Origin of the sequence: Pararhizobium sp. IMCC3301, from assembly GCF_030758315.1 — a bacterium.
GTDB lineage: Bacteria > Pseudomonadota > Alphaproteobacteria > Rhizobiales.
Genome location: NZ_CP132336.1, coordinates 3977489 through 3991404, shown reverse-complemented (window position 1 = coordinate 3991404; position 13916 = coordinate 3977489). Strand labels below are relative to the sequence as shown.

Genomic DNA, 13916 nt, shown 5'->3' with positions numbered 1-13916 from the left:
TAATCGTTGCTGGGCAGGTCACTCTGGAGGCACGTGCGAACTAAATCTCACCAGTGCGTATCACCCGCTTTCACTTTAGCTCATTGACATCGGGTTTTATATTTGCTTACTTTAAGTAATTATTTATGCCAACGTCAAGAGCGAACATTAAATGGCTTATTCGGGTGTATCCAAAGACCTTCTGCGCGGTGGCGTAAATCGCGCCCGCATTCTTGATCTATTGTCCCGCGAACCGGGGCTGGACCGCACCACACTTGCTGTGCGTATGGCGCTCACCGTCGCGGCGGTCAGCCGTATTGTGTCAGAACTTATCGAAGCGGGTCTGGTGGTCGAAGGCGCGGCCATTGCCAAGAAGGGCGTGCGCGGACCGCGCCGCACGCAGCTTAAACTCAACCCCTCGGGCGGGCGACTTGTCGGGATTTCGATCCTGCCCTTCAATGCCAGCGTCCAGCTCTCGGATCTTTGCGGTGACGAGGTGGTGCGAACGCCGTTACACTTCAGCAACATCGCTGACGCCGACCGGGTCCTCGACGAATGCACGGCGGCCGCGTGCGATCTGATTGCGGAGGACACCTCCGGCGTACCCGTGCTGGGCGCTGTGGTTGCCCTCGCCGGCTATTTCGACAGTGGCGGGCACGTCATGGTCGATGCGCCGTATCTGGGATGGTCGAACGTCGATGTGCTCGCCGGGCTCACGGATCGTCTGCCATGGCCGGTCGATGTGGAAAACTCCAGTCGCGCCATCATATTATCCGAGGCGCGGTACGGCGCAATTGCTGGCTGTCAGAACGCCTTCATCGTGCGCGCGGCCCAGAATCTCGGTAGCGCGGTTCTGACCGGAAGCAGGATTCTCGCGGGACATGATAATACTGCGGGGCAGATCGGGCATCTGCCTGCGGAGGGTGGTCATCTTCCCTGCATCTGCGGGAAATCGGGGTGTCTGAACACCGTTGCGTCGGGTCGGTCTGTCCTGCGCCGCATCGGGCGAGCTCACCCGATTTCGACGGATGCGATCACGCTTCCTCAGGAGGAGGCGAATCTGCGCGAGGCACTTGCATCTGATAGGGCGGAAATCACAGCGGCCATCTCCGATGCGGGCAAGGCCCTTGGGCAGCATCTGGCGCCGCTGCTGAAGTTTCTCATGCCCGAGAAACTACTGCTCACCGGTCAGCTAGGGCGCGACAAGCGCTACAGCCGGGCGCTTTGTGCTGAACTGGAACGATCAGCTTCCAAAGTGGAGATCGTGATCGGCCACGACACCGTGCATTCTGCTTCTGCTGCGGCGCGACTGGCCTTCCAGCGCTTCGTCGCGGTGCCACAATTTGACATCGCCGCGCTGACAGCGACCAAGCAGAAAAGGGCAGTAAGGTGAGCCTTCCGACCGACATTCATGATGCCCCCGAGGCGTCCCTGCCCCGCCGCTTCGATTGGGCGCTGAACCTCGTCGCTGCGGGCCTCGTCGGTTTCGCGCTCTGGACGGCATTCTTCGGAGTCTTTGTAGACATCATCCAGCGCGGCACACATCTGGCGCTGGCACTTGCCGCCGTCTATATCGTGGCGGCCGCGCGCACGACCGGTTGGAAACGCTGGGTGGCTTTGACTTTCGGCGTCGCGGCGGTCTCCTCGGTGTACTACCAAGTCGTGTTTTACGACGAAATCGTAGCGCGCTGGGGTGCGATCCTGCCGTTCGAACTCTGGATTGCCGGGGCGGCAACATTTCTGTTGCTCGACGCCACACGACGCACAATCGGCTGGTCAATGGTGATTCTGGCACTTGTCTTCCTGATTTACGCGATCTTCGGCCAGGTTTTGCCCGGAGATCTCGCGCATCGCGGCTACGATCTTCCGCGGGTTCTGAGCCAGGTCTATATGGGGGCCGACGGGATCTTCGGCACGCCCCTGGGCGTCTCGGCCACCTTCGTCATCCTGATCGTGATTCTGGGTGCGATGCTGGAAGGCACCGGGGCAACCGGTGTCTTAATGGATATCGCCGTGGCGCTGACAGGACGTTCGCGCGGCGGACCAGCGAAGGCCGCCGTCGTCGGCTCGAGCCTCATGGGGATGATCTCGGGCACCGCCGTCGCGAATGTGCTGACCACCGGCACGATTTCGATCCCACTGATGAAACGCGGCGGCTACCATCCGCGCGTCGCTGCCGCGATCGAGGCCGTCGCCTCGACCGGCGGTCAATTGATGCCGCCGATCATGGGAGCCGCAGCCTTTCTCATGGCCGATATCACCGAAACCGCCTATGGCGAAATTGCTGTTGCGGCAATCATTCCGGCGCTGCTGTTCTACGTTGCCGTCTTCTCGGCCGTACATCTTGAGGCGCTTCGCACCGGACTCAAGGCTCTGCCAACCTCCGAATTGCCAGATGCCCGCGCCTCGCTGATCGAGCGAGGTCATGTTCTGGTCGCGATTCCGACTTTCATCGGTTTTCTCGCGGTCGGATATTCGGTGATGTTCGCCTCGCTTTGGGCAATCGTGACATTGTTCGTGCTGAGCTGCCTGCGCCGTCACACATGGATCGGGCCGCACCAGGCCATCGCGATCTGCCGCAGCGCGACCGCTGCCGTGCTTCCGGTCGCCATGGCAACGGCAGCAGCCGGCATCATCATCGCCGTTGTGACGCTGACCGGACTCGGCCTCAAATTCTCCTCACTGATCGTCACTTTATCCGGTAACAATCTCATGATCGCCCTATTGCTGACAATGGCTGCGTCGCTGATCCTCGGCATGGGCCTGCCGACCGCAGCGGCCTATATCCTCGTCGCGACGCTCGCCGCGCCCGCACTGGTGGAAATGGGCGTCAGCCTCATCGCCGCGCATTTCTTCGTGTTCTATTCGGCGATGCTGTCGGCAATCACGCCGCCGGTTGCACTTGCTGCCTTTGCCGCCGCCGCGCTGTCAGGGGAGAATCCGATGCGGATCGCGATGACGGCCGTCAAATACGGCCTGGTCGCCTTTCTCGTACCCTATTTCTTCGTCTTCGACGCCCGGCTGCTCGGCGACGGCCCGCTCGGCTCTGTCGTTCTGGCGACCGTCACCGCCTGTATCGGCGCTATGGCGCTCGCCTGTGCCGTACAGGGTTGGGCCTGGGGTAAGGCCAACATGTTTCAACGCGCCATCCTCTTCGTGGGGGCGCTGCTTCTGATCCAGCCGGGGTGGATCACCAATATTGCGGGCCTTGCTCTGATGGCCCTGTCCTTCACATGGCAGGCGATGACGCGAAGCCCCGCACTGGACACTGAATCGATTCGAAACCCAGAACTCAGCAAAAAGGGAGGAACATCATGAACCTGCTGACCAGACTGACCGCAGCTGCGGTGATCACAGCCGCCAGTGGTACTGCGGCGCTTGCACAGAAGACCTATATCTCGATCGGCTCCAATCCGATCGGTAATACGGCCTATCAGTGGGCCGCAGGCATCTCAGATCTCGCCAATCGCAACCTGGAGAATGTGGAGTTCACGGCGGAGGGCACCAAGGGCTATCTCGCCAATGTCGCTCTGATGATGGACAAGCAGATCGAGGCCGGATTCGCGAACTCAAAACTCGCCTATGAAGCATATAACGCGCTTGGCGATTTCGCAGACGAGGAGCCGGGCCAGATCATGTCCTGGCTCTCGGTCGCTCCGATCCTTCAACATGTCGTTGTCCCCGCGTCGAGCGACATTCAAAGCCTCGAGGATTTGCGCGCCAAGCGCGTGGGGATCGGCCAACCGGGGGGGACTTCGATGCTCGATGCCGAAATCCTGATGGGGGCAGTTGGGCTGAACCCGGAATCTGACTTCGAAGCCTTCCGCGTGCCGCTCGGTCAGATGGCACAGATGTTGGGGGACGGCCAGATCGATGCCCTCGTATGGAACGGGACGCATCCGCTGCCGCCGCTCCTGCAACTGCAATCGACGTCTGATATCCGGATCCTGCCTATCCCCGGGGATGTCGTTGACCGCATACAGAAGGTCAGCGGCGCCTATCAGAGCGGAGAAATTCCTGCCAACACTTACAAGGGCCACATCGAGGCTATCCCATCCTACCAGCTCGGCAATGTCCTCGTCGTGCGCGCCGACGTCTCTGAAGATATCGTCTACGAGACAACCAAGCTGATCATGGAAAACCTCGACCATATGGCCGGCGTCCACCCGGCATGGGGCCGCGTCAGCTTAAACACGATCCTGACCGGATTCGAAGCCCCTCTGCATCCTGGAGCATTGCGCTACTACCGCGAGGCTGGCGCCTCCGGCATCGAGGAATTCGTGACCCGCACATCCAAGCCGTGACGACACGGGTTCCCGTCGACAACGAAGGGCCGCTCCCAGCCTTCCAGGGGGAACGGCCTTTCTGCCGCGGAATGAGGCCTGCCGAAAGGAACCGCCGAGATGACGACCGAACCGAACATATTGATGATCATGGCCGACCAACTGGCCGCACAGGCGCTTGCGGTTTATGGCAATTCGACCTCGATTACTCCGAACCTCGACCGCCTTGCGGACAAAGGGACTGTCTTCGAAAACTGCTATTCGAACTATCCGCTCTGCGTCCCGTCGCGCGCCTCGATGCTGAGCGGCCGGCTTACGCCTGCGATCGGCGTGTGGGACAACGGATCTGAACTGACTTCGCAGCAACCAACCATGGCGCATCACATGCGTAACGCTGGCTATCACACAGTGCTGACCGGCAAGATGCACTTCATCGGTCCGGACCAGATGCACGGCTTTGACGAACGGCGCACGACCGATGTCTACCCGGCCGAAATCGAGTGGGTTGCCGACTGGACCGCAGGCGCGTCGTTCGTGCCATCTGCCACTGCAATGAATGGTGTCGTGGAAGCCGGCTCCGCGATTCGCACCTTGCAGGAGGATTACGACGAAGAAGTGGGCTATAATGCGGAGCAGGCTATCTTTGACCTGGCCCGTCGCGACGACGGATGTCCGTGGTTCCAGATTGCCTCCTTCACCTCGCCACACACACCCTTCGTCTGCGCCGTGGACTACTGGGATCGAGCCGGCGAGCCGGACCTGCCCCGGGTGGGCAAGATTCCATTCGAGGATCTCGATTACTTCTCGAAAGCGCTGTTTTTTGCCCATGGCCGCCATCGGCATCGGGTGACCGAAGATGCATTGCGTCATGCCCGGCGCGCTTATTACGGCATGATCATCTTCATCGACGATCTGGTCGGGAGACTTGTCTCGGCGCTCGAAAAGACCGGACAGGACAAAAACACGGTCATCGTCTTCACATCCGATCACGGTGAGATGCTGGGCGAACGCGGCATGTGGTTCAAACAGAGCTTCTTCGACTGGTCCGCTCGCGTCCCCCTGATCATGGCCGGGCCGGGGATACCCGCAGGTCGGCAGGACGAAGTCGTGTCGCTCGTCGATCTGCTGCCCACATTTGCCGCCATCGGGAGCCGCACGGTGAATCTGCCCTGCGACGGGGTCAGCCTGCTGCCATTGCTCGAAGGCGGGACCGGGCGCGATGTAGCCATTTCGGATTATTCCGGAATCGGCCCCTGTGTTCCGGCGCGGATGGTGCGGCAAGGGCAATGGAAACTGATCTACACGCATGGTCAACCACCGCTTCTGTTCGATATGGTGGAGGATCCAGACGAGCGCACCAACCTCGCTGACGATCCGGCACAAGGCCAGGTTCTCGCCCGTTTGCTTGACATCTGTCTGGACGGCTGGGATCCAGATGATATTGCGATGCGGGTGCTTGAAAGCCAGTCGCAGCGGCTTTTCGTCAAAAATACTCCGGGGGCAAAATCAGACTGGGCCTTCCGGGCGCGCACCAATGATGGCGAGCGCTATGTCCGCATCGGCTCCGGAGGCGTCGACGGCACCAAGGCGGCCGCAAGACTTCCCCGCGCCGATGTAGTAGCGCCGCATTTCCCACCGATCGAAGCAGAGAAAATCGCGGCCATTTTGAACGGCAATGAGCCCCTGCCCGATTATCTTCGCCGCGCTTGAGGAATGCGCCCGAAGGCACGCCGTAGCACTGCGCATCAGCGCGCCTAAGGCAACGAGGAACCACCGGTGCCTTGCGCGCTGTTTCGGTCGATCACTCAGGCGGCATCGCGAACCGACACACGGTCAACATCGTCGGCGGGCGGACATTCGTAGTTTATCAGTTATTTGGGTCAGATGCTTCAATTGCCTGGAGAATTCCCTGGGCTAAGGCCTGCCACCCAAAGCCAGTAAGATCACCCCGCCTGCAACGACAGAGGCAGCCAGCAGGCGCAACTGCCAGGGGCGCTCCTTGAACCAGATCACGCCAATCAGCGCAGCAATGATAACGCTGGATTCGCGAATGGCCGACACGGTGCCAAGGCTGGCCAGGCTTTTTGCATAAATCGCCAGTCCATAGGCAACGGCCGAGACGAGCCCGCCGGCGAAACCGATAAGAATGGTTCGCCAGCGCACCGCACTCAGCACCCGGCGGCGGTAGAGAATAAACCAGGCACCGGGAATGCATTCCAGCAGAAACAGCCAGCCAATATAACCCAGCGGGCTTTGCGAGGCCCGCACTCCCAGACCATCGACAACCGAATAGGAGGCGATGGCAAATCCTGTCAGAACTGCGGCGACGACAGCCTGAGGATTGGCGTGCGCGTGTCTGCGGCCGAAAAACAGAATGCTGATTCCGAAAGACACCAGCAATATCCCGGCCCAGGCGACCGGAGGCAGGACCTCATCGGCAAATATCTGCGCGCCGATGGCCACCAACACCGGCGCGACCCCGCGTGCGATCGGATAGACTTGGCTGAGATCGCCGGTTCGATAGGCCCGCAGTAAAAAGAAGTAATAGAAAAAATGGATGAAGGTGGAGCCGATGATGAAGGGCCAGGCCGCAGCAACCGGTGGCAGATACAGCATGATCAGGACAAGGCCGAGGGCGCCATGGCCCATATTGATCAGCCCCATCATCAAAGCCCGGTCGGCGGAGCCCTTGATGATGGCGTTCCACGAGGCGTGCAGGACCGCAGCGGTGAGAATAAGACTGAGCGCAAATAAGGATGGCGGGCCCGTCATGGTCGGGCTACGCCACCGTCCAGCGCCACAGCGGGCGCATCATGTCAGCGTGGCCATGGCAGCGAATAGGTCTTGACATTCGTGAAGAATTTCATGGCTTCCAATACACCCTCCTTGACGCCATTGCCGGAATCCTTGATGCCGCCAAAGGGGGACATTTCAATGCGGTATCCGGGTTGCTCCCAAATGTTGACAGTGCCAACTTCGAGACCGTTGATATAAGCGATTGCCCGGTTCAGATCATTGGTACAGACACCTGAAGACAGACCGAATTCGGTGGAATTGGAAATCCGCATCACCTCTTCATCATTGCCGGGAACACGCACGACGGGAATGATCGGACCAAAGGTCTCCTCAAACACCAGTTCACTGTCGTGAGGCACATGATCGACCACAATCGGCGGCAGAAGCGCACCTTTGCGGCCAGGATCATAGAGCACTTTGGCACCCTGTTTTTCCGCTTCATAGACCCGGCGCTCAAAGGTTTCCGCTGCCGCCGCGTGAATAACACAGCCCAGTTGCGTCTCCGGGTCCTGCGGGTCGCCAAAGCGGATCGCCTTGGCTTTCTGCGTAATCAGTTCGACCAGCCTGTCAGCAATGGATTCCTGCGCCAGGATGCGTTTCACCGCAGTACAGCGCTGGCCGGAATTTCCAGTGGCACCGGCCACGGCAATGGTGGCCGCCTTTTCAAGATCGGCATCTGACAGATCGTCGAGAATGATCAGCGGATCATTGCCGCCCAGCTCCAGCGCGGTGCGTTTGTAGCCCGCCTTGCCGGCAATCATTTTGCCGACTTTCACACCACCGGTGAAGGTAATGATGTCGATATGCTCATTGGTGATCATTTCATCGCCGATATCCGCCGGCATGCCGGTGACAATCTGAAACATTTCAGGCGGCAATCCGGCCTCATAGAGGATATCGGCAAGGGTCAGCGCGGTGAGCGGTGTCAGTTCGGTCGGCTTGCAGACCATGCAATTGTTGGTGGCAATCGACGGAGCGATCTTGTGCGCCACCATATTCAGCGGATGATTGAACGGGGTGATCGCCGAAATGGCATTGACCGGTTCGCGTTTGGTATAGATTTTCCGGTCTTTTCCGTGGGGCGTCAGATCACAGGAGAAAATCTGCCCGTCATCAAGTATCGCAAGCTGGCCGGCGAGCATGAAGACGTCGTAAGACCGCCCGGTTTCATAAAGTGAATGCTGTTTGCAGATGCCCAGCTCCAGCGTCAGCCAGTGGGCGATTTCCTCACGCCGCTCGACAATCAGCGCGGCGGCACGAAACAGGATCTGCTGGCGTTCATAACGGGTCAGGACCGGCTTGTACGCTGCGGCAATCTCGAAGGCGCGGGCGGCATGTTCCGCAGTGCCGGCCGGCACGGTGCCGATGACCTGATCGGTGTATGGATAGCGCACCTCGACCAGATCCTTTGTGAAGACTTTTTCGCCGCCAATGCGCATGGCCTCGTTACGGATTTCAAAATTTGTATTCAGCATAATCTGGTCCCGAAACTGCGCGCTCTACAACGCGGCTGCCATGCAGGCAAAGTGAAAGGCATCAAAGTTGCGCAGAACCGGCGCGTCCGGCAAATCAGGCAGCACACGATTGACGATAAAGGGAACCTCCTGCTCTGTCAGCCCGCCATGAGAGCGCAGCGGTTCATCCAGCGCTGCCAGATCGTGGCGATGTGCACTGGTACCAAGCGTCATGTTTTCGCCGGAAATGACAACAATGTCGCCAATACGATCTTCAGGCAGTTCGAACCGCTCGCAGGCGGTCTTTTTGTCGACCACCAGCAGAATTTGGTCCACTTGGCTGAGCCGTGAGATGATCTCCTCAACGTTTGTGTCCGCCGGCAGATATGCGGTGGCGAAAGAGCCGAGCGCGCCGTGATGCACAACATAGGGATCGGTGATCGGCAGGATCACACGGGCGGCAGCCTCGCCAAGCCAGTCATCAAGCAGGTCCTGCAGATAGATCACGGCAGGCTCGCCATTGGCGAGATGTTTCGGCTTCATGCCATGATCAGCCGTCACCACAATGGCTGCGCCTGCTGCATCGAGCTCAGTCAGATATCTGTCAAACATTTCATAAAAGACATTCGCCTCGGGCACGCCGGGCGCGTATTTGTGCTGCACATAATCGGTGGTTGTGAGATACATCAGATCCGGTTTGAAATCCTTCAAAAGCCGGACACCGGCGGCAAACACGAACTCCGACAACTCGGCGGAATAGACCTCGGGCACCGGAAGGTCGAAATAGGCCGAAGCGTTGTCAATGCCATGTTCGGCAATGGTCGTGGTGTCGGATTTTTCGGCGGAAAAGCAAATCGCCCTGCCATTACCGGTTATGGCTCCATCGCCGAAGGACAGACCATTGCCAAGCATCGCACGCAGCTTGTCTTTGGCAGTGACAATGGCGACCCGCAGTCCGGCATCAAAACAGGCCTGGAATACGGTCGGTGCCCGGAGGAATCTGACGTCATTCATCATCACTTCCTCGCCGGTCTCCGGATCGTAAAGAAAGTTGCCGCAAATGCCGTGAACCGATGGCGGACGGCCGGTCGCGATGGACAGATTATTGGGATTGGTGAAGCTTGGAATCACACTGTGTGCCATGCGCACAGTGCCACTTTGCTTGATGCGTTTCAGGGTTGGCATCAACCCGGCGGCAATCGCCGCGTCCAGATAGGCCGGTTCGCAGCCATCAAGGCAAATCGCGATGGCAGGCACTTTCGGCCTGGCATAATCGCGGCCATTGGCTGTGATGCTCACAGGTGACAGATCATTCATTACTTGTCTTTCCTAAACTGACCGGCCTCAAGTCCGGGTTCTGTTTGATTGGCGTTCACAGGGTGTCAGGCCGCCAGTTTTGAGCGCTCCAGCAAAGCCGCTTCCGGCGGCCGCGCATCCTTGACCCCGATTTCGGCCAGCACAGAGCGCGCAGCCTCAACGACGTCCCGCATAATTGCTGCGTCCATGTGGCCAATGCAGCCCACGCGAAAACTGTCGACGACCGTCAGCTTGCCGGGATAGATGATGAAGCCGCGCCGTTTCATCGCATCATAAAATGTCTGGAAGTCAAAGGCGGCGTCAGCCGGATTGAAGAATGTGACGATGATCGGCGAGAGCCACGGCTCTTTGAGCAGGGTTTCAAAGCCGATTTCGCGCATCCCCTGAACAAGACAATCGCGATTTTCGATGTATCGCCGCCCCCTGCCCGCAACGCCGCCTTCAGCCTTGTGCAGCCGCAATGCTTCCATGAAGGCTGCTACCACATGGGTCGGAGGCGTAAACCGCCACTGGCCGGTTTTGTTCATATGGGCCCATTGGGCGTGGACATCGAGGCTGAGCGAATGACTGCAGCCTTTCGCCAGTTCCAGTTCGCTCTTGCGGCCGATCACAAAGCCAAAACCGGGAACGCCTTCAATGCATTTGTTGGCGGAGGCGACGATGGCTTCATAGCGCACGGTTTTCACATCAGCGGGCAATGCACCAAACGCACTCATGGAATCGATCAGCAGCTTTCGACCAGCCTGGTACACCACCTTTGAAATCTCTTCGACCGGGTTCAATATCCCGGAGCTGGTTTCGCAATGCACAACCACGACATGACTGATTTCCGCGTCATTGGCCAAAGCTTCGGCGACCTCGCGGCCGCGCGGCGGCAGGTAATCCCCCTTGTCCATGACAACATGATTTCGGCCGAGATATCTCAGGGTTTCCGCAATCCGGTTGCCATAGGCACCGTTGACGAGCACCAGAGTTTTCGACTGGCGTGGCAGGAAAGAGGCCAGCATGGCTTCGACAACGAATGTTCCGCTGCCCTGAATGGGAACGCAGTCAAACGCGCCCTTATCATCGCCAATCAGTGCCAGCAATTGGGTGCGCAATTGCGCAGTCATGGCCCGGAAATCGTTATCCCACGACCCCCAGTCCCGCAGCATGGCCTGCTTGACGGAATAGGCAGTGGTCAAAGGGCCGGGTGTCAGCAGAAACGGCTCGCCCAAAGGCGGTTTGCCGAATCCGGTTTCAGAATGGCCGGTTTCAGAATGGCCGGTTTCAGAATGTGATGTCATGAGCAGGCATTCCCGAATAAGCGTGCAGGACTGGTTCGGGAGCAGGATAAATCCTGAACTTGCATATGTTAAATCGATAATATGTATCAAGACATCGATTTAACATATGAATGATTTTAGCTAACTCAGCCGGCTGTCGAGCAGCACACCGCGTTTTTCCAGGGTCGGATAGGCGAATGTGGCAAACCGTGAGTTGATTTCCTTCAAGGCTCTGATGGTTTCAAGATGAATATCACTGCTGGCGCGGCTTTCCACGGTGCCGCTGCTCAGCCGCGCCATATGCTTGTCGTGGCTTTCCCGTTCCAGCCTGCGCATCACCGCCTTTTCCTCAACCAGCATTCGGGCCGTCTCCAGATCTTCCGATACAAGGACATTGAGGGCCAGTTGCATATTGGTGATGACGCGGGCATGAAAATTGGTCAGTTCTTTCCAGCCAGCTGCGGAAAATTCCAGGTTGCGACGGTGTTTTTCAATCGTCAAAGGCAGTAATTCCTTGGAGATAATATCCCCGACCCGTTCCAGGCTAATAGCCACACTGGTCATTTCAACGGCGCGCTGCGCCTCCTCTGACGATAATTCGCCCTGACTGAGCTGAGCGATATAGAGCTTGATGTCAGTGTGGGCCCGGTTGACATCCTTATCGAGCTGGCGGACGCGCTGTACCTGCTGGGGATTGGATACGCTGAAGAAATCCATTACCGGGGTGACCATCACCTCGACGATCTCACTCATGCGCAGCAATTCGCGGGTGACGCTGGCCAGAGCAAGATGCGGCATTTTGAGAACGGCGGTATCCAGCGCACTGGCCGGCTTCAGCAGGTCCAGCTCTTCCTGCTCATCGCGAATGAGGCCGCGCATCAGGGCCAGGGCCGGCCGTATGAATGGCAGGCACACCAGCACCAGCGCGGCATTGAAGAGCAGATGGAAATTCACCAATTGGCGGTCGGCAGTGGCACCAAGCCGTTCCAACGGCAAATCCACTCCGGACATAACTGCCAACATCGCCATGCCGCCGACCAGACGGAACAGGAGATTGCTGCCGGTGACATGGCGTCCCGGTGTTTTGCCATCGCGTGACAGCCAGACAGCGACAAGTCCGCCGCCGGCATTTGCACCCAGCACCAGCGGCAGGCCGGCTTCGATGGGCAGAATGCCCTTGGCCGCCAAAGTGGCAAACAACAACACCGCCGCGACGCTGGAGTGAAACAGAAAGGCCAGTAACACGCCGCCGAAAAATGAAATCAGAATATCTTCACTCAAGAAGCCGATGAAGCCCGGCATCCAACTGGCGGAGCGCAAGGGTGCGCTGGCTGTGCCGATCATGCTCAGCGAGATCAGGATCAGCCCGACGCCAATGATCACACGGCCCAGTTGCTTCGCCAGTCTGGTATCCATTTTCAGGAACATGAAGCCGCCAATGGCCAGCAATGCCGGCATCAGCCAGTTCAGATCAAGGCTCAGAAACTGCACCACAAGCGCCGTGCCAAGATCGGCGCCCAGAACAATCGCCAGCGCCACCGCAACACTGAGCACGCCGGTGGCAGCAAAGCTCGACACCAACAGGGCAATCGCTGTCGCGCTTTGCAGGAAAATGGCTCCGATCACGCCGGCAAGGACGCTTTTAACCCAGCCTTTGCCGAGACTGATGAACAAGGTGCGCAGCAATGGACCTGCGGCCCGCTCGATACCGGTTCGTACCATTCGTGTCGAATAGAGCAGAAGCATTACCGCACCGGCCAGGTGCACCAGAAAGCCTGAAACTTGCATATCGATTCCCATGATGGTCTTGGATGCCATTCTGTTTGACGGCTAACATAAACAATAACAGCCAAAACTGGTAGAACTGTATTGCGTTAAACAAAATGATAGTTCTTATTGTTGTATCTGTTTTATTGATAGTACAGGACGATTCCATTGCGTTACGTGCAACTCCGCGCCTTTCATTATGTGGCGACCCATGGCGGATTTTCCCGCGCTGCCGAGGCTCTGCACCTGACACAACCGGCCATATCCGATCAGGTCCGCAAGCTTGAATCAGAATATGATGTGCGGCTTTTCAACCGGAACCGCAAACAGGTCACTGTGACCAGCGCCGGTCAGAAGTTGCTTGAACTGACGCGCCGCATGTTTGAGGTTGAATCCCAAGCCCTTGAGCTGCTGTCGGAATCGCGCGCGCTGAAATCGGGACGGTTGAATATCATGGCGGATTCAGCCCACCATATGCTTGATATTCTCGGTTCATTCCGAATCAACTATCCGGATATTTTTGTGTCCATACGCGTTGGCAACAGCGAAGCGGTGATCGACGCGCTCAACACGTATGAGGCGGATATTGGAATTCTCGGTGACGTGCCGGAAGGCCGGGATTTTGAAGTTGTGCATCTCAACTCGACACCGATCATCGCTTTCGCACCCAAAACCAGCAACTTTGCCAGCAAAGCCAGCATCAGCTTCAGCGAGTTGGCAAAAATGCCTCTGGTGTTGCGGGAAAAGGGCTCCAAAACCCGTGCCAAACTGGAAGAGTTTGCAAGTGCCAACAACATCAAGCTGGAGGTCCGGATTGAGGCGGAAGGCCGCGAGGCGGTGCGCGAAATCGTTGCCGCCGGTGCCGGAGTGGGGGTGGTGTCAGAAGCCGAATTCGGGGGCGATCACCGGCTCTGCAAAATCATGATCAAGGATGCCAATATTACCATGGACGAGGCCCTGATATGCCTGCGTGAGCGGCTCGACAGCAAACTGATCCGCACCTTCATGCCGTTTGCCAAAGCCGCAGCCAAGCTGTGAATCGTGCCAACAGGATT

General features: G+C 58.2%; 10 protein-coding genes. 5 read left to right on the top strand and 5 right to left on the bottom strand.

What is annotated here, in order from left to right; genetic code table 11:
* Positions 1-151 precede the first annotated feature (151 nt).
* The 4 genes from RAL88_RS19095 to betC all read left to right on the top strand — a co-directional run bounded on the left by RAL88_RS19095 (position 152) and on the right by betC (position 5972).
* Complete coding sequence (locus tag RAL88_RS19095; protein WP_306265618.1) at positions 152-1372, top strand: ROK family transcriptional regulator; 1221 nt, start codon at positions 152-154, stop codon at positions 1370-1372.
* Positions 1369-3297, top strand: a complete 1929-nt coding sequence (locus tag RAL88_RS19090; protein ID WP_306265617.1) for a TRAP transporter fused permease subunit — start codon at positions 1369-1371, stop codon at positions 3295-3297. Before RAL88_RS19095 ends, RAL88_RS19090 begins: the two co-directional genes overlap by 4 nt.
* Positions 3294-4283 (top strand): TAXI family TRAP transporter solute-binding subunit, encoded by a 990-nt coding sequence (locus tag RAL88_RS19085; RefSeq protein WP_306265616.1) that lies wholly within the window; start codon positions 3294-3296, stop codon positions 4281-4283. Before RAL88_RS19090 ends, RAL88_RS19085 begins: the two co-directional genes overlap by 4 nt.
* Before the next feature lie 99 nt (positions 4284-4382).
* Complete coding sequence (gene betC, locus RAL88_RS19080) at positions 4383-5972, top strand: choline-sulfatase (protein WP_306265615.1); 1590 nt, start codon at positions 4383-4385, stop codon at positions 5970-5972.
* Between the two features lie 204 nt (positions 5973-6176).
* Here the strand turns inward: betC and RAL88_RS19075 are convergent, their stop codons facing one another.
* The 5 genes from RAL88_RS19075 to RAL88_RS19055 form a co-directional block, all read right to left on the bottom strand.
* Positions 6177-7034 carry an EamA family transporter gene (locus RAL88_RS19075; RefSeq protein ID WP_306265613.1) on the bottom strand — a complete coding sequence of 286 codons (858 nt, stop codon included), beginning with the start codon at positions 7032-7034 and terminating at the stop codon, positions 6177-6179.
* A 44-nt stretch (positions 7035-7078) separates the two neighbouring features.
* Entirely contained in the window at positions 7079-8533 is a 1455-nt protein-coding gene (gene phnY, locus RAL88_RS19070) for a phosphonoacetaldehyde dehydrogenase (protein ID WP_306265612.1), read from the bottom strand.
* A 24-nt stretch (positions 8534-8557) separates the two neighbouring features.
* Entirely contained in the window at positions 8558-9829 is a 1272-nt protein-coding gene (gene phnA, locus RAL88_RS19065) for a phosphonoacetate hydrolase (protein ID WP_306265611.1), read from the bottom strand.
* 65 nt (positions 9830-9894) lie between these two features.
* Positions 9895-11046 carry a 2-aminoethylphosphonate--pyruvate transaminase gene (locus RAL88_RS19060; RefSeq protein ID WP_306269764.1) on the bottom strand — a complete coding sequence of 384 codons (1152 nt, stop codon included), beginning with the start codon at positions 11044-11046 and terminating at the stop codon, positions 9895-9897.
* 189 nt (positions 11047-11235) lie between these two features.
* Positions 11236-12882: a Na/Pi cotransporter family protein gene (locus tag RAL88_RS19055; protein ID WP_306265610.1), complete on the bottom strand. Its 1647-nt coding sequence runs from the start codon at positions 12880-12882 to the stop codon at positions 11236-11238.
* A 147-nt stretch (positions 12883-13029) separates the two neighbouring features.
* On the opposite strand from RAL88_RS19055, the gene RAL88_RS19050 reads away from it, so the two are divergent.
* Entirely contained in the window at positions 13030-13899 is an 870-nt protein-coding gene (locus tag RAL88_RS19050) for a LysR substrate-binding domain-containing protein (RefSeq protein ID WP_306265609.1), read from the top strand.
* Positions 13900-13916 lie beyond the last annotated feature (17 nt).

Excerpts from the sequence above, each read along its gene's own strand:
- RAL88_RS19095 (WP_306265618.1), top strand. The coding sequence starts at position 152 with ATGGCTTATTCGGGTGTATCCAAAGACCTTCTGCGCGGTGGCGTAAAT.
- RAL88_RS19085 (WP_306265616.1), top strand. The coding sequence starts at position 3,294 with ATGAACCTGCTGACCAGACTGACCGCAGCTGCGGTGATCACAGCCGCC.
- betC (WP_306265615.1), top strand. The coding sequence starts at position 4,383 with ATGACGACCGAACCGAACATATTGATGATCATGGCCGACCAACTGGCC.
- RAL88_RS19075 (WP_306265613.1), bottom strand. The coding sequence starts at position 7,034 with ATGACGGGCCCGCCATCCTTATTTGCGCTCAGTCTTATTCTCACCGCT.
- phnY (WP_306265612.1), bottom strand. The coding sequence starts at position 8,533 with ATGCTGAATACAAATTTTGAAATCCGTAACGAGGCCATGCGCATTGGC.
- phnA (WP_306265611.1), bottom strand. The coding sequence starts at position 9,829 with ATGAATGATCTGTCACCTGTGAGCATCACAGCCAATGGCCGCGATTAT.
- RAL88_RS19055 (WP_306265610.1), bottom strand. The coding sequence starts at position 12,882 with ATGCAAGTTTCAGGCTTTCTGGTGCACCTGGCCGGTGCGGTAATGCTT.